General features: G+C 29.5%; 18 protein-coding genes and 1 pseudogene. 18 read left to right on the top strand and 1 reads right to left on the bottom strand.

What is annotated here, in order from left to right:
- Window positions 1-154 precede the first annotated feature (154 nt).
- The 17 genes and pseudogenes from CLPUN_RS14325 to CLPUN_RS14245 all read left to right on the top strand — a co-directional run bounded on the left by CLPUN_RS14325 (window position 155) and on the right by CLPUN_RS14245 (window position 21,113).
- Entirely contained in the window at window positions 155-940 is a 786-nt protein-coding gene (locus CLPUN_RS14325; RefSeq protein WP_077847937.1) for an electron transfer flavoprotein subunit beta/FixA family protein, read from the top strand.
- Between the two features lie 19 nt (window positions 941-959).
- The gene (locus CLPUN_RS14320) at window positions 960-1,898 is read left to right on the top strand and encodes an electron transfer flavoprotein subunit alpha/FixB family protein (protein WP_077847936.1); all 939 of its coding nucleotides are present in this window, start codon (window positions 960-962) and stop codon (window positions 1,896-1,898) included.
- A 283-nt stretch (window positions 1,899-2,181) separates the two neighbouring features.
- Window positions 2,182-3,717, top strand: coding sequence for an L-lactate permease (locus CLPUN_RS14315; RefSeq protein ID WP_077847935.1), 1,536 nt, complete (start codon window positions 2,182-2,184; stop codon window positions 3,715-3,717).
- Window positions 3,718-3,772: 55 nt separating this feature from the next.
- Entirely contained in the window at window positions 3,773-5,206 is a 1,434-nt protein-coding gene (locus CLPUN_RS14310) for an FAD-binding oxidoreductase (RefSeq protein WP_077847934.1), read from the top strand.
- Window positions 5,207-5,278: 72 nt separating this feature from the next.
- Window positions 5,279-6,418: an acyl-CoA dehydrogenase gene (locus CLPUN_RS14305; protein ID WP_077847933.1), complete on the top strand. Its 1,140-nt coding sequence runs from the start codon at window positions 5,279-5,281 to the stop codon at window positions 6,416-6,418.
- Window positions 6,419-7,445: 1,027 nt separating this feature from the next.
- Window positions 7,446-7,898 carry a peptide-methionine (R)-S-oxide reductase MsrB gene (gene msrB / locus CLPUN_RS14295; RefSeq protein ID WP_077847932.1) on the top strand — a complete coding sequence of 151 codons (453 nt, stop codon included), beginning with the start codon at window positions 7,446-7,448 and terminating at the stop codon, window positions 7,896-7,898.
- Window positions 7,899-8,354: 456 nt separating this feature from the next.
- Window positions 8,355-8,843 (top strand): helix-turn-helix domain-containing protein, encoded by a 489-nt coding sequence (locus CLPUN_RS14290; RefSeq protein ID WP_077847931.1) that lies wholly within the window; start codon window positions 8,355-8,357, stop codon window positions 8,841-8,843.
- A 14-nt stretch (window positions 8,844-8,857) separates the two neighbouring features.
- Window positions 8,858-9,226 carry a DUF4180 domain-containing protein gene (locus CLPUN_RS14285; RefSeq protein ID WP_077847930.1) on the top strand — a complete coding sequence of 123 codons (369 nt, stop codon included), beginning with the start codon at window positions 8,858-8,860 and terminating at the stop codon, window positions 9,224-9,226.
- A 109-nt stretch (window positions 9,227-9,335) separates the two neighbouring features.
- Window positions 9,336-10,304, top strand: a complete 969-nt coding sequence (locus tag CLPUN_RS14280) for a phosphotransferase family protein (RefSeq protein WP_077847929.1) — start codon at window positions 9,336-9,338, stop codon at window positions 10,302-10,304.
- Window positions 10,305-10,322: 18 nt separating this feature from the next.
- Window positions 10,323-10,451, top strand: coding sequence for a hypothetical protein (locus CLPUN_RS29220; RefSeq protein WP_278281657.1), 129 nt, complete (start codon window positions 10,323-10,325; stop codon window positions 10,449-10,451).
- A 615-nt stretch (window positions 10,452-11,066) separates the two neighbouring features.
- A pseudogene (locus CLPUN_RS14275) lies at window positions 11,067-11,224 on the top strand (SAM-dependent methyltransferase); the annotation flags it as partial.
- Window positions 11,225-11,270: 46 nt separating this feature from the next.
- Complete coding sequence (locus CLPUN_RS14270; protein WP_077847928.1) at window positions 11,271-12,467, top strand: IS1096 element passenger TnpR family protein; 1,197 nt, start codon at window positions 11,271-11,273, stop codon at window positions 12,465-12,467.
- 389 nt (window positions 12,468-12,856) lie between these two features.
- Window positions 12,857-18,730, top strand: coding sequence for a DUF3320 domain-containing protein (locus CLPUN_RS14265; RefSeq protein ID WP_077847927.1), 5,874 nt, complete (start codon window positions 12,857-12,859; stop codon window positions 18,728-18,730).
- Window positions 18,731-18,736: 6 nt separating this feature from the next.
- Entirely contained in the window at window positions 18,737-18,979 is a 243-nt protein-coding gene (locus tag CLPUN_RS14260; RefSeq protein WP_242954138.1) for a class I SAM-dependent methyltransferase, read from the top strand.
- A gap of 155 nt (window positions 18,980-19,134) precedes the next feature.
- Window positions 19,135-19,443 carry a nucleoside triphosphate pyrophosphohydrolase gene (locus tag CLPUN_RS14255; RefSeq protein ID WP_077847926.1) on the top strand — a complete coding sequence of 103 codons (309 nt, stop codon included), beginning with the start codon at window positions 19,135-19,137 and terminating at the stop codon, window positions 19,441-19,443.
- Between the two features lie 182 nt (window positions 19,444-19,625).
- Window positions 19,626-20,240, top strand: coding sequence for a hypothetical protein (locus CLPUN_RS14250; protein ID WP_077847925.1), 615 nt, complete (start codon window positions 19,626-19,628; stop codon window positions 20,238-20,240).
- A 261-nt stretch (window positions 20,241-20,501) separates the two neighbouring features.
- The gene (locus CLPUN_RS14245) at window positions 20,502-21,113 is read left to right on the top strand and encodes a superoxide dismutase (protein WP_077847924.1); all 612 of its coding nucleotides are present in this window, start codon (window positions 20,502-20,504) and stop codon (window positions 21,111-21,113) included.
- Window positions 21,114-21,483: 370 nt separating this feature from the next.
- Here CLPUN_RS14245 and CLPUN_RS14240 read toward each other — a convergent pair whose 3' ends face one another.
- Window positions 21,484-23,241 (bottom strand): methyl-accepting chemotaxis protein, encoded by a 1,758-nt coding sequence (locus tag CLPUN_RS14240; protein ID WP_077847923.1) that lies wholly within the window; start codon window positions 23,239-23,241, stop codon window positions 21,484-21,486.
- A gap of 696 nt (window positions 23,242-23,937) precedes the next feature.
- Here CLPUN_RS14240 and CLPUN_RS14235 point away from each other — a divergent pair.
- Window positions 23,938-25,455: a GxxExxY protein gene (locus tag CLPUN_RS14235; RefSeq protein WP_077847922.1), complete on the top strand. Its 1,518-nt coding sequence runs from the start codon at window positions 23,938-23,940 to the stop codon at window positions 25,453-25,455.
- The last annotated feature ends 367 nt before the right edge of the window (window positions 25,456-25,822 follow it).

The following is a 25,822-nucleotide window of genomic DNA, read 5'->3' as shown; positions in this document are numbered from 1 at the left end:
TAAGTATGTGCAAATTTATAGGAGGAAAAAATTATTAATATCTTAGTTTGTATTAAATTTTGATCCTAAGCATATGTTAAATCCAGAAAAAGTATGTGAATAAAATTGCTAATATTATTAAATTAATGTAAAGAGTAAAGGAGAGGAAAAAGTTATGCAGATTCTGTTATGCGTAAAGCAAGTTCCAGATGATTCGATTGAAATCCATTTGGATAAAGAAATGAAAAAGCCTAATTTAAAAGGAGTTAGTTTAGTGGCAAATGCATTTGATACATATGCATTAGAGCTAGCGGTTCGTTTTATTGAGGCGCATGGAGGAAATGTTAGTGTATTAAGTGTTGGATCAGAGGATTCTATAAATACATTAAAAAATTGTCTTGCTGTAGGAGCTAAAGAAGCATTTTTTGTAAAGGATGATTTATATGCAGATTTAGATGCTATGGGAACAGCTGATGTTTTGACAGATGCTATTCATAAGCTTGAAAAAGAAAAGGGAGATAAATTTGATTTAATTCTTTGTGGAAAGGAATCTACAGATGAAATTACTGCTCAGGTAGGAGCTATGCTTGCTGAAAAATTAGGATTAGGATATGTTAGTAGCGCTATTGAAATCGATTTAAAAGATAATGGAATAAAGGTGCATCAAGAAACTGAAGAAGGATATAATTTAGTTTCTTTAGAATGTCCGGCTGTAGTAACAGTAAGTAAACCAGATTATGATCCACGTTATCCTACTATTAAGAGTAAGATGGCAAGCCGTAAGGCAGTTATTAAAGCTTACTCAGCAGCAGAAATTGGAGAGGTAAAACAAACAAAAGTGCGCTGCATAGAATATATTGAACCTCCAAAGAAAGAGGCTGGCATAAAGATTCAAGAGAAAGATGCTGTATTAGCAGTAAGTGTTGCTATGGAACAAATGAAAAAAGATAAGGCAATCTAATTAAGGGGGAAACAAACGTATGAAAGCATTATTGTTTATTGAGACAGATGGAGAAAAAGCATTAGGTGGAAGTCTTGAACTTATTAGTGCAGCAAAAGCACTAGATGCAGAAGGAACAGCAGTTGTAGCTGGTAACAGAGCAATTGCAGATACAGTAGCTGCTTTAGGAATTCCGGTTATTTTTATAGATACTGCCACAGACTGTGATACTTTGACAGAAGTATTAGCACAAGCTGTTAAGGAAGAAAATCCAGATCTTTTCTTATTAGCTAACACAACACTTGCTAAAGATCTTGCTCCACGTATTGCAGGACGTATTTGTCTAGGTTGTGTAAGTGACGTAATAGAATTAAGAGAAACTGATGGTAAAGTTATATATACAAGACCAGCCTATGGAGGTACAGTTTTAGAACATATTGAAGTGAACGGGCCAGCTGTAGTTACAGTTAGAAATGGGAGTTTTTCAAAGCCAGAAAATACTTCAAATGCAGTCGTTACAGAAAAAAAGGTGGAAATCCCTGCAGATGTTATTAAGGCAAAAATTGTTGACACAGTAAAAGAGATTTCTGAATCAGTTAATTTAGAAGAAGCTGAGGTTATTGTCTCTGGTGGACGTGGAATGGGAAATGAAGAGAATTTCAAACTTGTTGGAGAATTAGCACGTGTACTTGGTGGTGTAGTAGGTGCAACAAGACCAGCAATTGAAAGTGGATGGATTTCTCGTGCACATCAAGTTGGACAATCAGGAAAAATAGTAGCACCAAAACTTTATATTGCATGTGGTATCTCTGGAGCAACACAACATACATCTGGAATGTCAGGAGCTAATTATATTGTTGCAATTAATAAAGATGAAGATGCTCCAATTTTTGAAGTGGCTAATTTAAGTATAGTTGGAAATGTAACTGAGATTCTGCCTGTTATGATTGAGGAAATGAAGAAAGTAAAAGAAAAGTAGATAGGTTTAGTAAAGAGAAATATGCAGAAGTTGCAGTAATTCCAAATACTGCAGAAAGAAATAAGAATAATAATGTATATAAATTCACACTTGTACATTTAAAGAACTATTGATAGAACATAAGTGGATAAGAAACGCAGTATATAAAAAAATAATTAAATTAGAATATATGTAAAAACAGTATTCGATTAGCAAGTGAGAAGCAAGAGAATTATAATGTTATGGTCATATCAATTTTGAAAGGGTTACACACTTGAAAAGTATATAAGAGGAGGATAAGAGAATGCTGTTTTTTAAATTCTTAATGGCTATATTACCAATAATTTGGCTCATAATTGCACTTAGCCGATTAAAAATGCCAGGTTATAAAGCTTGTTCTATTGCACTTGTTCTTACCATGTTTTTAGCTATTTTTTTCTGGAAATTAAGTGGAGTTTCCACTATGACAGGAGTACTGGAAGGAATACTTAACGCATTGTGGCCAATTTGTTTAGTTATTGTTGCAGCTTTATTTACATATAATTTGATTTTACGTACAGGCGCAATGGATTTTATAAAAGAAATGTTAGCTGGAGTTTCCATGGATAAAAGGGTTTTGACATTAATTATTGGATGGGGATTCGGTAATTTTATGGAAGGAATGGCCGGCTTTGGTACAGCAGTTGCTATTCCAGCATCAATGCTTGCTGGTCTTGGATTGAATCCATTTTCAGCAGTTATATCATGTTTGGTTGCTAATAGTACACCAACTGCATTTGGATCAGTTGGAATACCTTTAGTAACGGTTTCTGCAGTGACAGGAATTGGAGCGAACACCTTGGCTGCAAATACAGCAATAATTGAAGCGATTCTTATTTTTGTCAGTCCATTTGTTATGGTATTCATTGTAGGTGGTGGAATAAAAGCATTAAAGGGAGTATTTCTTATTACAGTAGTTGCTGCATTATCATTTACAGTACCTGCTTATATTACAGCAACAGCAGTTGGAGCAGAACTCCCTGATATAGTAGGATCTATCTGCTGTATGATATGTACAGTTGTTGCAGCAAAAATCTTTAATAAAGAACCTCAAAAGGAGTATTGCATTGAAATTGGTGATAAACAAAAAAAACAAACTTTATCATTGGGTAAAGCCATGCAAGCATGGTGTCCATTTATTTTAATATTTTTAATGTTAATGTTCACGTCTACATTATGTGCACCAATTCATGATGCAATTGCAGTATTTAAAACAAGTACAAGCGTATATGCTGGTAAAGGTGGAAATACGTTGACTTTTAGCTGGATTAATACACCGGGTATTATTATTTTTATTGCTGCAATTATTGGAGGTATCATTCAAGGTGCAAAAATATCAACTATGTTTGATGTATTTAAAGGCACATTAAAAGCAAACTGGAAAACAATTGTTACAATTTGTGCAGTTATGTCAACAGCAAAGGTAATGAGCTATAGTGGAATGATTTCAGATATTGCAAGTCTTTTAGTTGTAGTTACAGGAGGAGCATATCCGCTTATATCACCATTAATTGGAGCTATTGGAGGTTTTGTTACAGGTTCAGGTACATCAACTAGTGTTTTATTTGGAGGATTGCAAGCGCAAACAGCACAAAATCTTGGACTTTCTGGAGGGTGGATGGCAGCTGCAAACACACTTGGAGCAGGTATTGGAAAGATGATTTGTCCTCAAAGCATTGCAATTGGTGCAAGTGCAATTAATCAATCTGGTTCAGAAAGTAAAATTTTAAGAAGTGTATTTAAATATTTTGTGTGCTATATAGTTATCGGTGGAATCGTATGTTTTATAGGAACACTTTAAGGCATAAACTGCAAATCGACTTTTATACTAATTATGTTAGGAAGGAATGAGTATTATGGATGAGTATAATCAATTGACAGAAGAATTAATTAAGAAATTAAAGGAGGCGGCTCCAGGGCATATTTTGACAGGTGATGATATTAATGAAGATTATTGCCATGATGAAATGCCTATTTATGGAAAGAAAGCTCCACAAGTTGTATTTATGGCACATTCTACAGAGGAAGTTTGTAAGGTAGTAAAAATATGTAATGAAAATAAGATTCCAGTAACTCCAAGAGGAGCAGGAACAGGTCTTGTAGGAGGGGCAGTTCCAATTTTAGGGGGAGTTTTAATTGATATTACAAAGATGAATAAAATACTTTCTTATGATTTTGAAAACTTTGTTGTTCATGTAGAAGCTGGTGTTTTATTAAATGATCTTGCAGAGGATTGTGCAAAACAAGGCTTATTATATGCTCCAGATCCAGGTGAAAAGTTTGCTTGTTTAGGTGGAAATGTTGCAACAAATGCTGGTGGAATGAGAGCTGTCAAATACGGGGCAACACGTGATTATGTACGTGCAATGAAAGTAGTTCTTCCAACAGGAGAAATTACAGACTTTGGAGCTACAGTATCAAAAACAAGTTCTGGTTACAGCCTTTTAAATTTAATGATTGGCTCAGAAGGTACCCTTGGAATTATTACAGAACTTACTTTGAAAATCATGCCAGCACCAAAGGTAGTAGCTAGTTTAATTATTCCTTTTGAAAATTTAGAGGATTGTATTTCTACTGTTCCTAAATTTAAAATGGAACATATGAATCCACAAGCACTAGAATTCATGGAAAGAGAAATTGTTTTAGCTAGTGAAAGATATATTGGAAAGAGTGTATTCCCACAAGTAATTGATGGAGTAAATGCAAATGCTTATTTACTTGTTACTATAGATGCAAGTAATGAAGATGAATTAAATGACCTTATTGAACAAGCAAGTGAAATAGTATTAGAGGCTGGAGCAATTGATGTTCTTGTAGCAGATACCCCTGCAAAGATAAAAGATGCATGGGCAGCTCGTTCTAGTTTCTTAGAAGCAATTATGGCAGAAACAAAGTTATTGGATGAATGCGATGTTGTAGTTCCAGTAAATAAAATTGCTCCATATCTTGCCTTTGTAAATAAAGCAGGGGAAGAGTGTGGAATAACAATTAAAAGTTTTGGACATGCAGGAGATGGAAATCTTCACATATACCAATGCAGCAATGATTTAGAAGAAGCAGAATTTAAAACAAGAGTTGATAAATTCTTTAAGATCATTTACGAAGAAGCGATTAAATGTGGTGGTCTTGTTTCAGGAGAGCATGGAATTGGTAGTGGAAAGATGAGTTATTTAGCAGATAGCATTGGAGAAGTAAATATGGAATTAATGAAAGGCATTAAAAAAGTCTTTGATCCAAATTTTATTATGAATCCAGGTAAAGTATGCTGTCCATTAGATGGTTTAAATTAATGAATCACAATCAAAATACAATTGATATTCCATAAAATAAAAAGGAAACAAAAAGAGAGGTAGGAAATTAATATGAATTTTAAACAAGATGAAAATCATGAACAATTACAAGAAATGTATAGAGATTTTGCAGAAAATGAGGTAAAACCAATTGCAAAAGAAATAGATGAAAGTATGCGTTTCCCAGAAGAAAATGTAGCCAAAATGGCTGAAATGGGCTTACTTGGAATTCCATTTCCTGAAGAATACGGCGGAGCAGGCATGGATACCTTAAGTTATATACAATGTGTAGAAGAATTATCTAAATGCTGTGCAACAACAGGTGTTATAGTTTCAGCTCACACAAGTCTTTGTGCAACACCAATTTACACATATGGTACAGAGGAGCAAAAAGAGAAATATTTAAAACCACTTGCTTTAGGAGAAAAATTAGGAGCCTTTGGATTAACAGAACCAGTCGCAGGAACTGATGCTTCAATGCAAAAGACAACAGCAGTTTTAGAAGGCGATAATTATGTATTAAATGGAAGCAAAATATTTATTACTAATGCAGGATATGCAGATATATATATTGTTTTGGCTATGACAGATAAGAGTAAAGGAACAAAAGGTATTTCAGCATTTATTGTTGAAAAAGATTTCCAAGGATTTTCAGTTGGAAGTCATGAATTAAAGATGGGAATCCGTGCATCTTCTACATGTGAATTATTTTTTGATAACTGCATAGTTCCAAAAGAAAATCTTTTAGGAGAAGAAGGCAAAGGATTTGGTATTGCAATGGCAACTCTTGATGGAGGCCGTATTGGTATTGCTGCCCAAGCTCTTGGTATTGCAGAAGGGGCAATAGAGGAAACTGTAAAATATGTTAAAGAACGTGTTCAATTTGGGCGTCCTATTGCACAATTCCAAAATACACAATTTGAATTAGCTCAAATGCGTGCAAATACAGAAGCTGCAAAGCTTTTAGTATATCAAGCAGCAAGTGCAAAAGATGATCATGAAAAATTTACACATCTAGCAGCTATGGCAAAATTAGTTTCTGCTAGAAATGCTACTGATGTAACTAATCGTTGCTTACAATTATTTGGTGGTTATGGATATACAAGTGATTATCCAATTGAAAGAATGATGCGTGATGCCAAAATAACAGAAATCTATGAAGGAACATCAGAAGTTCAAATGATGGTAATTTCAGGATGGATGCTTAGATAATATATAAATAATTAATATGCTCTCTAGTTAAACACATGAAAAAATAATGGACAAGTATATGATGGTATTAGTTTATTATTTTTGATTGTGAATTAAACCTATATAAACAAACTATGAAAATAACAAGTTCAACTATATAATGCAGGGAACTTGTTATTTTTTTGTTTTTAAAATGATGATTGTTTAATTCTTTTGCTAGCGCTGATATAGTCATTACTTATGGTAGTAAAAACACATAGTAGAACTTAAAATATGCCCAGATAAAACTTGGAAATGATATGTTTTATTGGGAGTTTACGTAAAGTAGACTCTTATTTTATCACATATAACTGATATATCTGGTTGTGCTTAATAAGTTACATATTGTGCTTTGCACTCTTTTTATATGTGTATATTTCTACTATCAATTACGTTTTCATCATTATTTTTAAGTATTACATCAAAAGGGGTAGGATAAACTTCACACGAACCATTATTGGATTCAATATATTGCTTTATTTAAAAAAGTATTTCTGATAATATTTCTTGGTGAATTCTACTTGGAGCTTGGATCATATTAATAATTTTACCTTCAATTATTTCAATTCTTTCATTTTCATCATAGGTGAGATAATCTTTATATTGGATATATTACATGAAAAAACCTCCTTGATTTATAGTATTGCCCTCTTTCATAATCTTTTAATAAAATAATAGCATTAATTGAGAGCTAATTCGATAAATAAAGAAAGAATTTATGATAGTGTTGAAGGAAGGTATGAAGCTGTAGTAAGTGATATTAATAAATGATTAAGATTAATGAAGTATCATATACATGGGCACAACCTTTTCAACATAATTGTGTAAAGTTATTGGATTTAAATGAATAAAATATATACTTCACAAGAAACAATAATATTGAATAATGGTATTGTTTCTAAAAGCACAATCTGCTATTGGTGGGAATTGATACCTATTAAGAATTATATGTTTATAATATAATTAAATGAGGAATTATATTTATAATATGTTTTATGGAGGTAATAAAATGGATGAGAAATATGTAAAAAAGTCAGTGAAAGAATTAAAAGAAAATTTGACAGAAATACAATATAGAGTAACCCAAGAAAATGCTACAGAAGCACCATTTAATAATGAGTACAATAGCTTTTATGAAAAAGGAATATATGTAGATATAACAACAGGAGAGCCTTTATTTATGTCTTCTTACAAGTTTGATTCGGGTTGCGGATGGCCTGCCTTTTCAAAGCCTATAACAAGAAAAGTTATTAAAGAAAAAAAGGATGAAAGTCATGGTATGGTACGAACAGAGGTAAGAAGTAATATCGGTGATGCTCACTTAGGGCACGTATTTAATGATGGACCAGAAGATGCAGGGGGGTTAAGATATTGCATTAATTCAGCTGCACTTAAATTTATTCCTATGGATAAAATGAAGGAATTAGGTTATGGAGAATATTTAGATGAACTAGATATTTAAAAATTAAAAAGTGTTTTTAGGAGATAAGGAGGAAAAAATGAAAGAATAAATCTAGTGTTCCAAGGCATAAAAGATTGAGAAAGTTATCGACATTACAAGCAGCAAAATGCTGAATACCGAAATATAATAGGCAAAATTTAGTTAAAGGGTATAGTAAACATTTTGCAGTAGGATAAAAATTTGGCTTTAAAATAATAAAAAACCACCATTCCTTTGTAAATCCAATTTACAAAGGAATGGTGGTTTATTTATGATTAATGATTAAAAATATATTACAGTGAATGAAAAGTAAGAAAAACATAATAAATTAATTCAGTAATGAGGATAGCAAATTTTTTGCATCTCCAACTCAATAAAGTGCAACAAAATACAATAAAATGCAATAAAATACTTGACGATGGTGAAAAGAATTATTATAATTTGACTATAGATTAATTTTGAAAGGGTAGATTTTTTATGGAGAATCAATTTTATACAATAGATAAAATCGCAGAAATACTAGGTATGCATCACAAAACTATAAGAAAGTTTATAACAGAAGGTAAGCTTGCAGCAAGCAAGGTAGGAAAACAATGGAGAATTTCAGGTCATGATTTAAGTCTTTTTATGGAAAAGAATAATGTTAATATAAATGATAAAAATATTGCCGAAGAATCAAATATTGATTTTCTTACTAATGGAGAAGTTAAAGAAACTGAAAAGCGAAAAGTAAATGTATCTACTGTTGTTGATATAGATGATGTAGATAAAGAAGAATATTTTAGAATATCCAATACTCTTATAGCAATAATAAACTGTAAAGACCCTAAAATGGGGAAATCAACAATTAATATGAAATATGATGAAAAAGAAAACAGGTTAAGAGTTTTATTATGGGGGAATATAAGCTTCATTGAAGAAATTCTAAATTCTATCTCTATGCTTGTGGAACAAAGAGATTTATAAGGAGAGAGAACTTGTTGAATTATAGAGTAGTAAATAAAAATAATATTAAATATATTGAGTTTGTTTCTGGAGCATGGAAACTTTCTTCAGAGCAAGATGTGGTGGATTGTATATCCATTTGTATGGAAAATGATGTTTATACAATTATATTTCCTTCAAATGTATTATCTGAAGATTTTTATAATCTTAAGACAAGACTTGCAGGCATGGCATTACAAAAATTTATAAACTACCATGTAAAAGTTGCGGCTATTATAGAAGACGAAGAAATATATAATGATAGATTTAAAGAAATGATTATGGAGGCTAACAAAGGAAACAATTTTAGAACCTTTAAGAATATTGCAGATGCCGAAAGTTGGATTTCAAATTTATCATACTAAGGAGAAATAGAAATAAATAAGACAATAATATTTGAAGGAATAGAAGAAAATTTGCAATTGTAAAAAGATTAAAAAATGTACACTAAATATTTAAAGGAGGGTTTATAACATGCATTCAAGAACAAAGGCAAAGATAAGTGAAGAAAAATTAATACAAATGATTGAGGTTGCTGGTATTAAGGACTTAGTTAAAATCGAGGAGTTAACAGGTGGAGAATTTAATGTTGCATACATGATTTATACAAAAGCTGCAAAGTATATACTAAAAATCGGACCAAGCGAAGGAACAATTACGCTTACACATGAAAAAGGTATCATGAACGTTGAGCTTTGGGCATATGAACAAATTAGAAAGTATACCAATATAAAAATACCTCAAATAATACATAGCGGCCATGAAGTAATAGGTAATCACTGGTTTATCATGAGCGAGCTTCCAGGAAAATTATTATGTGATGTAGATCTGACTGAAGAGCAGATGTATGGCTGGCAATATCAATTTGGTCAAGCATTAGGACAAATACATAACATTAAAAATGAGAAATTTGGTTTTACACAAGTACGTATGCACAACACTTGGAAAGATGCTTATTATGATATGATATTTACCCTAATAGAAGATGCTGACAAGCAAGGAAATATGCTTCCAGAACTGTCGGAAATACTTCGCTTTATAAGAAAATGGGAAGCAGCTCTTGAGGAGGTAAAAGTTCCTAGACTTATACATTATGACTTGTTTGATAACAATGTATTTATTGACGAAACAGGAAATTTTGCTGGTCTTATAGATACGGAAAGATGTTTCTTTGGCGATTACTATGCTGATTTTTTTGCCATAGATTATCTTGGTTACCTTGAAAATAATAAAGGGTTAATAGATGGATATAACTCCGCTGCAGAAGAAAAAATTCAATTTACCCCACATGCAAGAGCAAGAGTTGCACTTTCGCGCTTGTTACTTGGAATTATTATGTTTACGGAGGGAACCACAAGACTTGCACTTTCTGATCCACAGCACTGGGAAAGAAAGCATCTGGCATGTCTTATAATCAACTTTGCTTTACATGAACTTGACTAAATTAGGAGAGCAGTTTCTTTGAATATTACAAAGAAAGGTACAATAGTACTTTTTGGGAATAAAGGCACATTTTCGGTCTATTATTTTGTTAATTACTTAAGAGAGGCTTTCAAGAAAGCTAAAAGTATAGATATAATTACAGTCTAAAATTAAATCATATAATAGGAGAGAAAGAGGCTGACTTACGTACAGTCATTTGTATTAAGCACGCTTAATTTCTAAATAATTTATATATTTCATTATAATTACAATGGTAATTAATAAAATAAAAATCTTATAATCATATATATTCATATAAAATTCCAGGAGTTTATGTATGCAGAGTATAGAGAAGAGGATGAACATTTTTATGAAACCAATGGGAGATTAATATTATGATGAGTACTTTGGATTTACTCAAAAAGAAATTAGTAAAATCATTGATGATTATGGTTTAGGAGAAAAAGAAGAACTAACAAAATCTTGGTATAATGAATATATTTTTGGGCAAGTATAGGTATATAATTCATGGAGTGTTGTAAAGTTTGTGAAAGATTTATATAAGAATAAAAATATCTTTCCTTCATCATAGTATTAGATATAGAAGCCTATTGATGATTCAATGTATACTAAAGTAGTAATCAAGATCTTAGTGTTAACCTCTTGATTATTACTTTAGTATACATTATTCTTTTTATAAGGTTCTATAAAAAGAATAATGTATTTATCATGTAATTTAGGGAATCCGAGTTGTTTTTAATGATGAATAATAGTCAACTACATATAAGAAGTACGCCTCCATTTGGAACTAAAAAGGTGGTGAAAGAGCTACAAGAGACGACTTGACTTGCATGACATCAAATAACCAATTAAACTTTCTTCAACATATATACAGAAGTTTAAAGACAGATGGAAAAGCAAGAGTAGCAGTAGTATTACCATAATAGAGTATAGATACAAGAAAAAGATTAAAGGATGGATTTTTAAGTGAATAAAATTAGAAATACAATAAAAGATTTTGAAAAATTTATAAAATTTGTTGAGGCTGAAAAATCTATATTATCAGCGGCTCAAGAAGTATTGAGCAGAAAAGATTGTTATAATTTAAATATGTTACTTGAAAATAACAAAGATGTAGAAAAGCCTAGCCATAATCAAGATAAATATTTTGCAATAGATTTAATGTTTGAATTATCTCTTTCAAGTAAGCTTTTTATAAAAGTTAGTGATGAAAAAGGAAAAGTTCGACTTGTAAAAACAGAGAAGTTAGAAAATTATTTAAATTTAAATGAATATGAAAAATATGTTTTTATGCTGCAAACCTACTGGACTAAATATGATTTTGAAATAAAATTTGATAGACTCCACAATATAGTAGCTTTTTATAATATTTTAGCTCGTATAGCTAACGCAAAAGAAGGAGATACAATTGTAAAAGAAGTAATGAATATTTCTAATATAATGTATTCTACAGGTGCAGCATTTTTTCATCATTTAAAGTTTTTTGGTTTTGGTGAATTAGAATTAATTGATGGAGCAAAAGGTAGATATGAAGATTCAATAAAAAGTTTTTCGCCAAATCAATTTGGAATAGAAATATGCAGTTTTCTTTTGAAAGAGGTTATTCAATATTGGAATAGAGAAGATGTTATATTTTTATTAGAAGCTATGAAAGTAAAAGTTAAAATTAATAAAGAAAAATACATATTTGATGTTTTCAAAAATATTTTTAAAGAAAATACTGTAAAAAATACAGTAGAGGTAAAGGGTAAAATAAATAAAGGTGGAAATTACACTTTTAAAGTAAGCTTATCAAAGACAATATGGAGAAAGATAGATTTATCATATAAACATACTTTAGGAGATTTACATAGTGCTATTCAAAAGGCATTTAAATTTGATGACGATCATCTTTATGCATTTTATATGGGAGGAAATCGAAAAACAGGAAAGACGATAAATTGTAAATATGTAGAACATGAAGGTGATATAGCAGAAAATACTACCATTGAAAGTTTAGAACTTTATAAAGGTGAGCGATTTTTATATTTATTTGATTTTGGAGATGAGTGGGAGTTTAACGTAGAATTAGTGGAATATGATGCTGAAGCACCAGTTATTTTAAATCCTATGATCATAGAATCAAAGGGGAAATCACCTGAGCAGTATGGTGGAGGTTGGTAAGACTCAAAATTAATAAAATAAACATTAGGGGAGCATCAAAGGCTTCTACTAATGTTTTAAAATCAATGAGCTAAATAAAAGGATGAAGTTAGGAATGACGTATAATGATTTTATTAAAGTGGTAGATGAAAAATTGTAGAGGAGAAGATATCGTGATAGAACCATCAAAAATAAAAGAAGAATTTGAAAAGGTCGAGAAGGATTATTCAGTTTACTTAGCAGAATTGATTTTGCAAGTGTGTGTCCTGTAGTTTTTGAAATGCTTGAAAGACTAAAGGTGACTTATGCTTTTAGAAGAAGAGGATATTATTAACAAAAAGTTCCTGTAAAATGCAATAATAGGTGTTATAATAATATTTAAAGAATATTTTTTGAAAAAGGTGAATTTTATGGAAGATAAAATTAAAATTTCATGTCTTTATAGTGGTGCCATAAATTTTGCTATGCAGCAAAATTATGTGCCTATAATTAAAAATCTAACGGTACATAATGATAGTGATGAAGAAATGAAAAATTTAAAGCTTAAAATTCGTTTTGAGCCTAATTTTGCTTATGAATATGAAACCCATATTGAATGCATAGAACCTAAGCAAGCAATAGAAATTACACCAGTAAATATTAAGCTTTCATCACAGTTTTTATTTGAACTCACAGAAAAAATTACTGGAACTATCTTCTTTGAAGTTATAAGAGGAGAAGAAAAAATATATAGTCATATGGATGATATTGAAATTTTAGCTTATGATGAATGGGGTGGTACTCGAATAATGCCAGAGGTGGTATGTGCTTTTGTAACGCCAAATCATCCTAAAATTTCTGAAATTATTATAAAGGCAAGTGAATTTTTAAAGGAATGGACAGGTGATCCATCTTTTACGGCGTACTATACTAGAAATCCTAATGTAGTAAAAAAACAAATGGCAGCTATATATGCAGCCCTTCAAAAAGAAAATATAAATTACAATGTTTCTCCAGCCAGTTATGAAATAATAGGACAAAGAGTCAGGCTTTGTGATAAGATTTTTGAAGAAAAGATGGGGAATTGTTTAGATTTAACCTTATTATATGCAAGTTGCCTTGAAGCAATTGGATTAAATCCATTAGTGATTATGATAAAAGGTCATGCTTTTATTGGATGTTGGCTTGAGGAAGAAAGTTTTTCAGAAGCTATTCAGGATGACATAACAGTACTAACAAAAAGATTAGCAGATGGAATTAATGAAATCTGCTTAGTTGAAAGTACAGCTCTTACGAGAGGAAAAACGATAAATTTTGATGAAGCAGTAAAATTGGGAGAAAGCAACATATTAGATGAAAATGTATTTGAATTATTAGTAGATGTTAAGCGTAGTAGAGGCAGTGGAATAAGACCAATTCCAATGAGAAAAAATTTAAATGGTACCTTCGAATTAGTAGAATTTGAAAAAAGAAAAGATGAAGAAGTTACAAATGCCCCAAAAGAAATGGAGCTTTTGCCAAAGGTTCAAAATGTAGATAAAGTTGAAGTGTCTAAGCAGCAGCTTTGGGAAAGAAAGCTTCTGGATTTAAGTTTAAGAAATACTTTATTGAGCTTTCGTATAACAAAAAGTGCCGTTCAGTTAATGATAAATGACTTATGCAAGTTAGAAGATGCTTTAGCAGATGGAAATGATTTTAGGATAATGGCAAGGCCTAATGATTTTGATAATGCTTTAAGAGATACAAAAATCTATGAAATTGAAAATTCAAATAGTGTTCTTGATACTTTAATTAAGAATGAATTTAAGAGTAAAAGAATTAGAACTTTTTTAGATGAAAGAGAACTTGAATATAAGTTGACAAGTCTTTATAGACAGGCAAAACTTAGTTTAGAGGAAAATGGTACAAATACACTTTACTTAGCATTGGGATTTTTAAAGTGGTATGAATCTGATCTTAGCGAAAAGCTTAGATATGCTCCAATTGTTTTGATACCAATTGAAATAGTAAGGAAAGTGCAGCAAAAAGGATTTGTTATAAGAATTAGAGATGAAGAACCACAAATGAATATTACACTCCTTGAAATGCTACGACAGGATTTTGGAATAAATATTGGTGGATTAGATCCTTTACCTACAGATGATAGCGGCATTGATTTGAAGCTTGTGTTTAATATTATTAGACAAGCTGTTATGAGTAAGAAGAAATGGGATGTAGAAGAATTTTCATATATAGGTGTTTTTTCATTTAGCCAATTTGTAATGTGGAATGATATTAAAAATAGAGCAGAGGATTTAAAGAAAAATAAAATTGTTGCTAGCTTAATTTCAGGTAAGATGGATTGGCAAGCTCAAGAGGTATTTCTTTCTTCAAAACAATTAGATAAGAATGTAACACCTTTAGATATGGCAGTTCCTACAAGTGCAGATTCATCACAATTATCAGCAATATATGCAGCCTCAAAAGGAGAAAGTTTTGTTTTACATGGACCACCAGGAACAGGCAAATCTCAAACAATAACTAATATGATTGCAAATGCGTTATTTCAAGGAAAATCAGTTTTATTCGTGGCAGAAAAGATGGCTGCTTTAAATGTTGTGCAAAAAAGATTGGAAAATATTGGAGTTGGCCCATTTTGTTTAGAATTGCATTCTAATAAAGCGAAGAAAAAAGATTTTCTAAATCAATTAGAAAAGGTACTTCAAGTTGGTAATATTAAAGAGCCAGAAAATTATAATGAAAAAGCTGAAAGATTACATGAACTCAGAAAAAATTTGAATAATGTAATTTCAGAAATACATAAAAAGCAAGAGTATGGTGTATCTTTATATGATGCCATATCAAAACATGAGAAATACATAGATTATAAAGGTAATATTTCTTTTAGCCAAGAGCAAATAAACAGTTTAACTTATGAAAAACATCAAAATTGGATAGATGAATTATCGAAGTTCAAAGTTGCAGGAATTGAATGTGGTGGAGTTAAAGATAATGGACTCAAAGAAATTACGAGCATAACTTATTCAATTGAAACTAAAGAAAAACTAACTAAAATTCTAGAAGATTATATTAAAGCTTTGAAGGAATTAAATATAAGTTATCAGAGCATTTGTGAAAAGCTAGGATTTGATTTTGTAGATGAACATTTAAATATTAAAAATATTAATGAATTGACTGAAGTAATTAATAATTCAGCTTACATACCTAAAAACTTATTTTTAAATTTTGAATTAAAATTAATGGAGCAAAATGTAAGGAATATTTGTAAGGTTGGAAGACGTAAAGATGAATTAGAAAATCAAATTATTAGTAAGTTTGAAGATCAAGTTTTTAAATATGATGTTCAAACAGCTGAATTAGAATTTAAAAAAGCTAATACAAGTTGGTTTATTAAAAGGCTCATGTCTCAAGGAAGGTTAGTAAAAGAATTAAAATTATATGCTAAAGAACCTGGAAATATTAGCAAAAATAATATTGAAGAATTATATAAGCTTTTAAATGAATATAAAGAAAAAGAAGAAGAAATCAGTAAAACTGACATAAGAATTGTAGAAGGTTTTGGAGCCTTATGGAATTCAACAAAATCACATTGGAATAAATTAGAAAAAGCTTTTGATGAATGTGTAAAACTTCAAGAAGCAACTGCAAAAGCTTGCAAAAATAATTCAGAGGAAAATAAAGTTAAAGATAAATTAGGCAAGGAGCTTTCTAATTTAGAAAACTTTAAAAACTATAATAGGGAGTTATTTGAAAGTATTTTAAGAACATTCAAAGCTTGTAGTAGTGCAGAAGAAGAATTAAACAAAATTTGTGGAATAGATTTTGAACAATTAAGAAAGCAAGGATCATGGATTTGTTTAGCTTTAGAAAAGTCAGAAAAATGGCATTCGAATTTAGATAAATTAAAAGAATGGAGCGTTTATTTAAAGGAAAAATCCAAGCTTATTTCAATGGGTTTAAATAATGTTGTAGCAGCATACGAAGAAGGTAAAACATTAGAAAATAATCTAGAAGAAAGTTTTTACTGTAATCTTTCTTTATCATGTGCTATTAATATTATAGAAAAAAGCGAATCACTTAAGGAATTTCAAGGAGCTATATTTGAAGATATAATAGAAAAATATAAAAATCTATGTAAGGAATTTGAAGATATAACAATACATGAGCTTATTTCAAGATTATCTTCTAAAGTACCTAATAATGCTGCTAACTCGTCAGCATCATCTGAGATTGGTATACTGCAAAAGGCAATTAGAAGTGGTGGAAGAATGCTTTCTATAAGAAAAGTATTTGATAGTATTCCTAATCTTATAAGAAGACTATGCTCATGTATGCTAATGAGTCCTATATCAGTTGCACAATATATTGATCCGAGCTTTCCAAAGTTTGATTTGGTCATCTTTGATGAAGCATCTCAAATGCCAACATGCGAGGCAGTAGGAGCTATGGCTAGGGGGGAAAATGTTATAGTTGTAGGTGATCCGAAACAATTACCTCCAACAAGTTTCTTTACAAGCAATAGGTATGATGAGGATAATTATGATAAGGAAGATCTTGAAAGTTTACTTGATGATTGTTTAGCATTATCAATGCCTCAGGAGCATTTGTTATGGCATTATCGATCAAGGCATGAAAGTTTGATTGCTTATAGTAACTTTAAATATTATGATAATAATTTATTTACATTTCCTTCACCAAATGATTTAGTTTCAGAAGTAAAATTTGTTCAAGTAGATGGATATTATGATAGAGGGAAGACAAAGCATAATAAAGCTGAGGCAGAGCATATTGTAAATGAAATATTAAGGAGACTAAAAGATCCAAAGCTTAGAAAGGATAGTATTGGAGTTGTAACCTTTAGCTCAGTTCAACAAAATTTAATTGATGATATGCTTGTAGCAGCATTTCAAAAAGAACCTAAATTAGAAGAAATAAACTTAAATTCTAAGGAGCCAATTTTTATTAAAAATTTAGAAAATGTTCAAGGTGATGAAAGAGATGTAATACTATTTTCTATAGGATATGGACCAGATCAAGAAAGAAAAGTGGCGCTAAACTTTGGACCAATTAACCGTGATGGTGGATGGAGAAGACTAAATGTTGCAATTTCTAGAGCAAGAAAGAAAATGATTGTATATTCAACTTTAAAGCCAGAGCAAATTGATTTAGCAAGAACAAGATCAGAAGGAATAGCAGGGCTTAGAGGCTTTCTTGAATTTGCTCAAAAAGGAAGTAATGCATTAATAGTTAAAAATGGTGATGCTAGGGAAAAAGAAGCTGGTATAGAAAACATTATTTCAAATAGAATAAGTGAGCTTGGTTATAATACAAAGTGTAATATAGGATGTTCAGGATATAAAATTGATATAGGTATAGTTAATCCCAAAAATAAAAATGAGTATATTTTAGGAATTATGTGCGATGGAGAGAACTATAAAAATTCCGGAAATGCGAAGGATAGAAATATACTACAGCCAAATGTTTTAAATGGTCTTGGTTGGAATTTATATCGAATTTGGATAATTGATTGGCTAGAAAATCCTAAAAAAGAATTAGATAAAATAAAAAATTTAGTTGATACCCTTATAAAGGCAAAAGAAAATGAACCCAAAATTCACGAAGAATCAATTGAAGATAGTAAGCATAATATTTTAGTTCAATCTGTAAAGGTTGAGGAGAATACTGCAAGTAATGTTGGTTTTAAATATGAAGCATATAAGATTCAGGAAGAAATAAATGCATTAAATTACTATAAAGAAAAGAAGCTGGAAATAATAAAAGAAGGCGCAGAAGAATTTTGTTTAAATGAAAATAATAGTTTTATTATTGAGCAAATTAAAGCTGTTATAAATGAAGAAGCACCGATAAGTAAAAGACAACTATGCAAAAGAATTCTTACAGCTTGGAATATAAGCAGACTAGGTGCAAGAATTGATAGAAGGTTTGAAGAATTATTTATAATCAGTAAAATTAAAACCACAATTTCAAACGATACGAAATTCTTTTGGAGAGAGGATCAAGAACCAAGTGAATATGATGTTTATAGAATAATTGGAAATACAAGAATAAAAAGAACATTAGATGATATTTCTCCACAAGAAATATCAAATGCCATTAAATTCATTCTTAAAGCACAAATCAGTTTAATTAAGGGAGACCTAACTCGTGAAGTTGCTAAGACCTTTGGATTTGTAAAAGTAAATGAAACGATTGAAAAAGCAGTTACGAATGGACTAGAAGAAGCTGAAAGAAGGAATTACATAAGCATTGCTGAAGATGGAGAAAGAATTGTAGTTGGAGAATAATCATGATTGATATTAGCAGATTTATCTCTTCACTATTTTGATAATAGAACAACAAAAAATATAGTTAAAGAAATAAGGAGAGTATTAAAACCTGAGGGCTGCTTAATTGGAAGAGTAAATTCCATAAATGATTTTAATTTTGGAGCAGGATGTGGGAGAGAAATAGAAAAGAATTTCTATTTGACAGAAGGTGTATATAAGAGTTTTTTACTGAAGAAGATATACGTTTTTATTTTAGTGATTTTGTAATTGAGGTTTGTGAAGAAAATAGTGTTTTAAAGTATGGAAATGAAAAAAAGGTAATTGAATTTATGGTAAGTAAGGTATAACTTTCAGTAAAATGATAATGAATTATTGGAAGTAATTTATATTAAAATAAATAGCAATGAAAAGAGAGGGAAGTAGTGAAAACATATAATAAATTAGTAAGAGATAAAATTCCAGAAATAATAAAATCAGATGGACGCGAGTGTGATACTTTAATTGTAGCAGGTGAAGAAAAGTGCAAGCTTTTAGAAGCAAAATTACAAGAAGAAGTTAATGAATTTTTAGAGGATAAAAATTTAGAGGAATTAGCTGATGTAATGGAGGTTTTATTTGGGCTTGCGGATAGCTTGGGTTATAGTGAAGAGGAACTTATGAGGGCTAGGGATAAGAAAAGAGAGGAACGTGGGGGATTTAAGGAAGGGATTGTACTTAAGTCTGTTAGGTAATTAATGAAGTATTATATACATGGGCACAACCTTTGCAATAAAAACCTCGATTTCTCGAGGTTTTATTGTTTTAAGAATATAACAATATATATAAAAGTATGTTTTGCAGGTTCTAAACTTTTGACTGTGCAGAATTAATACATTATAATTGTATCAATTATTGATTAAAGGAGAAGGAGAATATGTTTTTATTTGGTAGAAATAAGTTAAAAGTAAGAAGCGAAGAAGATGAAGATGGAGTTAATACTTTTGTAAACTACTCTGGAATAAAACAGAAGGATATTTTTAAAGTAAAGGTTTTAAATGAGCTAATGGGGGATGATTTCTGTCTAGGAATTTTAGATTCTAAATTATTATCTTTCAAAACTCAAGAAGAATTCCCAATTTCAATTGCAGAAATAATAGAACACTTAGATTTTACCAGAGTAGCATATAAAAAAATTGAGACAAAGAAAATACCTGAGGTATCTGTCTGGGGAGTAACTATTAAAAAAGGAGCTAAGAAAACCGATAAGGATTACATAATTGGTTTTGTTATAAATAAAGATAATCTTAAGAAGATAGATGAGTATGTAAATAAATTAAACTTATATTATTTTATAGATAAAACTGGTCTTGATGAAGAAGCTTTACTTCAAAAGTTTGAGGAAAATTATGAAGATGTAGATGAGATGAGAAAAGATTTTTACTGCCAAATTTTTAATAATAATTATATTGATCAATTTGTTGTTTTATCAGGAAGTGAACCAGCAGCAGAAGTTAAAGAAATAGCTAATAAATGCTATTCTGAGTTATAATGATTTATTTTGTTATAATAAATTTATCTTGAATAGAGCTGTTAATGATAATATGTATACGATACGAAATTTATAAGAAAATAAATGAAGTATCATTTCTATTTCTAGTATTGGAATCTGAAATTATAGTGGGTGGACTTTTGGAGATGAAAAGAGCAAAAATTGGATATTAACTTTAAAATGTTATTAAATACTATTGATTATTATTATCAATTGTGTTAATATTGAAACATAGAAAATAAATGTTTGGAGGAAGAGAAAATGAAACATGAATTACCAAAATTAGAATATGAATATAATGCTTTAGAGCCATATATAGATGAAACTACAATGACAATACATCATTCAAAACATCATGCAGCTTATGTAAATAACTTAAATGCAGCACTTGAAAATTATCCAGAACTTCAAGATAAATCAGTTGAAGAATTGGTTAAGGATTTAGAGAGTATTCCAGCAGAGATAAGAACTTCTATTAGAAATAATGGAGGAGGACACTTAAATCATTCTCTATTCTGGAAGTTATTATCTCCAAATGGAGGACAGGAAAAAGGAGTTCTATTAGAAGCTATAACTGCAAAGTTTGGAAGTTTTGATGCATTTAAAGAAGCTTTTGCAAAAGCTGCTGCTACAAGATTTGGTAGTGGATGGGCATGGCTGGTAGTTAACAAGGATAAGGAGTTAGAAGTTGTATCAACTGCAAATCAAGATAGTCCAGTTAGCGAAGGCTTAAAACCAGTACTAACTTTAGATGTTTGGGAACATGCATACTATTTAAAATACCAAAACAGAAGACCAGATTATGTTGGATCATGGTGGAGTGTTGTTAATTGGGATTTTGCTAATAAATTATATGAAGAAGCAGTAAAATAAAATTTATGTCATAAAGAAGTCTACTTGGATATACATTCAAGTAGATTTTTTAAGTTTGTAGAAATTACAAATAATAATAAAAGCTATAGCAGGATTAAAGCCTAACCTAGAGATGATTTAGGTTAGGCTATTTTTTAGAATAAAAATCTATTTCTAGGTCATCATAGATTTTTACTTTAACTTAAAATACGATCTACATTTTCCCTATCAATTATTTCTACTCTTGTCCATATATTTTCTGATTCAGGCTTATTTCCATTTACAAGATAGTTATATAAATGTATTGTTGAATCATGACCTTGACTAAATGGATCTAATCCAATTTCACAGGTAATAATATCTTTTTTAATATAATCACAAGTTACAGTATCTACATCATAAACTCTGATTTATTTCCAACTATAACTATTCGCCCTGTCCCATTAACTTTATTTTTCATAATTTCCCCAGCAATTGCGCCTGCTTCATATGCATTAGGTCTTACACAAGCTAATCGTTTGCTAGGAGCTGTAAAATCAGCATTGAAGGTCATAACTGGTATTCCTTTTGAAACAGCTTTATCAACACTAGGGATATTCTTAGCATTTCCACCATGCAAGCATATTCCATCATATTTATTTACAATGCACTGTTCAATGGCTTTAATATAATCATTTTCAAATTCTTCAGCATTGTTAAAAGGGACTATAATTATTTCAACATTAGTTTTTTTAGCAATTAGTTCCCTTTTTGCATATTGCACACCATTAAGTATTGTATTCCAAAAAAAACTACCTTTTATTCCAGGAAGAATGAAAGCAAGGTTCAAATTCTTCAAGTTTGAATTATTAATTGGCTTTACTCCAATATCAAAAATAGTTGTTGAATTTTCTATTTTTTCAATAAATGCATTTAAAGAAGAGATTGTTTCATTTATTTCATGAAGTTCTGCAACCTCTTCTTCAATAACAGCAACTGCTGATTCAGTTGATTCAGAAACAGAAGATGAAAATTTATAAACCTTTTGGCTCATCAAGTATGTTTCATTAGAAATTGAGTTAATATTGGTAACCTCTGAAACTACTTCATTTACCTGTTTTAAAATTTCTGAATTTTTATCATATATATTATTAAATACATCTTGTACTTTAGAAAAAGTTTCTCTGCCTTTTTCAAAATCATCAATACTCTTAGTTATGCTTTTTTCAACTTTAGTACTGTTTTCTAAAACATTTAATATTATTGAATTAATCTTACCAATTTCATCTTTAGCGGATTCAGAAAGCTTTGTGATTTCATCGGCCACAACAGAAAAACCTTTTCCAGCTTCTCCAGATCTAGCGGCTTCTATAGACGCATTAAGTGATAAAAGTTTTAAGTTATCACTAATTCCAATAATAAAATTAGTGACATTAGTTATTTCAGAAATACTTTTTTTTAGCATTGAGATAAATTCACCAGTATTAGACATACTATCAGATATCATTAACACACTTTCATAGTATGTATTTAAACTTTCTTTTCCTTCAATAGAAATAGAATTAGAACTTAACGTCATTTTTTCAACATCATTTATATTTTTAGAAATATTATTTATTATATTATGAATGCTATTAATCTTGGATACAGTATCATTTACCAATATCAATTGTTGTTGAGCATTAGAAGCTATATCCTGTATAGATCCAGCCAGTTGATCATTTCCTCTACAAGTCATGTCCATACTTGTTGAGGAAGTTTCAATAACCTGTGACAAGGTAGTAATATTCCTCTTCGTATTATCAATAAAAAACAATAAGTTGGTTTTTAATTGATTAAAAGCTTTTGCAAGAATCTTAAAATCATTATTTTCCATTATAATAATATCACTAATATTTAAATTTCCTTTAGATAGCTCTATTGAACTATTAATTAAGCTCTTCATTGAACTCATAAGTGTATTGAAAGCTAATAATACCAAGCATAATAGAAATAATGAAAATATCAAACAGCTTAAAATAATAATCTTTGAATTTCCATATAAATTGTTGAAAGAAAATACTATTAAAAAAAACAAAGAAGTGATCAATAGTATAATTGAACTATAAATAATGCTTTTTATATTTAAAGCTTTTAATGGATTAAAACTTAGATTCTTACTTCTTTTCATAAATATTGCCTCCTTTTAAAATAACGATTTTATAATTGATATTATGTAAATTTTTGACAACTTTTACAATTATATTATACTCTATTAGATCTAATTTGCATATGTACTTCTATTAAGTATATGCAATCAGCATTTTAATGGAGGAAAAATGAGTGATGTGGTACGATATTTATATATGATGTTACAAATTGAATAATTACGGGAAAAGTAATTATAAAAACAAGAAATATCTGGATTTAATTGGAAGGATTGTCGTTTGCATGATTTCGATGTTATTAATGAAAAAGGTGAACTAGTATTAAAAATTATTAGTGAGTATGAAGATTTCCATGGCTTTTTTGAATACTGCATCCTCAATTTTATTATAATCCATATTAAAACTCCTTCCAAGTAGCTGTTATTTTAATTTTTCAATATAAATGATAAAATATAGTTATGGTATATTTTCTTAGTTGATAGAACTTCTTTAGGAACTCAAGCAATGGATACATTTAAAGAAGTTAAGATAGATAATTTAAAAACTTTAAATCAAATTTATAATATTAATGGACTTTTTATGAAAAGTTTTTTGATATAAGTAGCAAAATTATAGGGTATAATATAAGAAAAGCATATTTAAATAGAGTAAAGATGAATATATTTAAGTAATTATTTTTTTAGCGGACCTATATATGCCTAAAAAAGGAGAGTGAAATCATGACAAAAAGATTCAATACAACAGGGGTATGTATACAAAAAAAACATTATATGGTAGATATATCACGTAAGATAGATGAGATAGAAAAGCTTGTAAGTCAAGAATTTTACTTTGTTATAAATAGACCTAGGCAGTTTGGAAAGACAACAACGCTAAATGAATTATATAAAAGATTAAATAGCAAATATAAAGTGATAAGAATGGATTTTGAACTTATTGGAGAAGACTTTTCGTCTGAAGAAAGATTTTGCACTACTTTTATAAATTCTATGGCTAGATTTATAGAGATGGAAATAAAAAAAGCTTCAACCTTAACAGAACTTTCTTATATAATAATGGATGTGACCATAAGTGAGGAGATTGTACTTATTATAGATGAAGTTGATAAAAATTCTAATAATAGATTGTTTTTAAGTTTTCTTGGAATGCTGAGATCTTTATACTTGAGCAGGGAGCAGGAACTTTCAACTACTTTTAAATCAGTTATATTAGCTGGAGTGTATGATATTAAAAATTTGAAGATAAAAGTTAGAGATGATTCTGAGATAAGATATAATTCACCATGGAATATAGCAGTTAATTTTAATGTGGATATGAGTTTTAGTGAAATAGATATAATTACTATGCTAAATAATTATGCGGATGAAAATAATTTAGTATTAGATATAGAAGTGATTAGTAAGGAGATATACAAGTTTACTTCAGGATATCCTTTTTTAGTATCAAGGATATGCCAAATTATTGATGAGGACTTATTATGTGAAGTCAAAAGAGAATGGACAGTTTCTGATATACAAAAAGCTGTGAAAGTGTTGTTAGAAGATAAAAATACTTTATTTGATGATTTAATCAAAAATCTTGAAAATAACTTAAAGTTGTATGAATGTTTGTATAACATATTAATTTGTGGTTTACCAATTTCATATAATATAAATAATCCTGTTATAGATTTGGGATATATGTTTGGATATTTGATAAAAGATGAAAATAACAATATAGCTGTATCAAATCAAATTTTTAAGGAAGTTATTTATAATTATATGATTTCTAAAACAGATACTATGGCTATGTCTAGATATAATTTTAAAGATAATTTCATAAAAGAAGATAACACTCTTCATATGGAGCAGGTTTTACTAAGATTTCAACAATTTATGAAAGAAAATTATAGTACTAGGGATACGGAATTTTTAGAAAGACAAGGAGTTCTTTTGTTTTTAGCTTTTATTAAACCTATAATTAATGGAGTAGGCTTTGATTATAAAGAGGTTCAAATTTCTGAGGAAAGACGTTTAGATATAGTTATTCAATATAATAAATGTAAATATGTTATAGAAACAAAAATTTGGTATGGAGATAAAGCACATAAGAAGGGATTAAATCAATTAAAAAATTATCTTGAAATAGAAGGATTAAGCACAGGATATTTATTGATTTTTAATTTTAATGAAAATAAACAATACAACAGCAGTAGATATTTGATAGAAGATAAAGATATATTTGAAGTTGTTGTGTAAGGGCATTGGATTTAAATGAGAGTTTATGCATAGTAAACTCTCATTTTTTATATTTAAATATAGTTATATAAGAGTTTATGTAGAGTAAAATCTTATTTTTGTGTGGTGAAAGATATATACAAGAAAAATAAAGAGTCTATTCAAATTAGACACCACAATATTACAATATATGATATTATAGTAAATAGATGTTTGTTTTATTAGATTTTTATACTAAAACTTAGGGGTGTAAATGTCAATATCAAAATGGTTCTTTCCATAGTTAGTTGAACTTCTATTTAATCTGATATATTATTATAGAGATTTATTATTTTGAAAGTAGGATTTTTAATGGATAACTTTATTAAACTTTTAGATAAAAACCTTA

The organism is Clostridium puniceum (genome assembly GCF_002006345.1).
GTDB lineage: Bacteria > Bacillota > Clostridia > Clostridiales > Clostridiaceae > Clostridium > Clostridium puniceum.
Note: the sequence above shows the minus strand (reverse complement) of the source record. Positions and strands in the feature narration are given on the sequence as shown.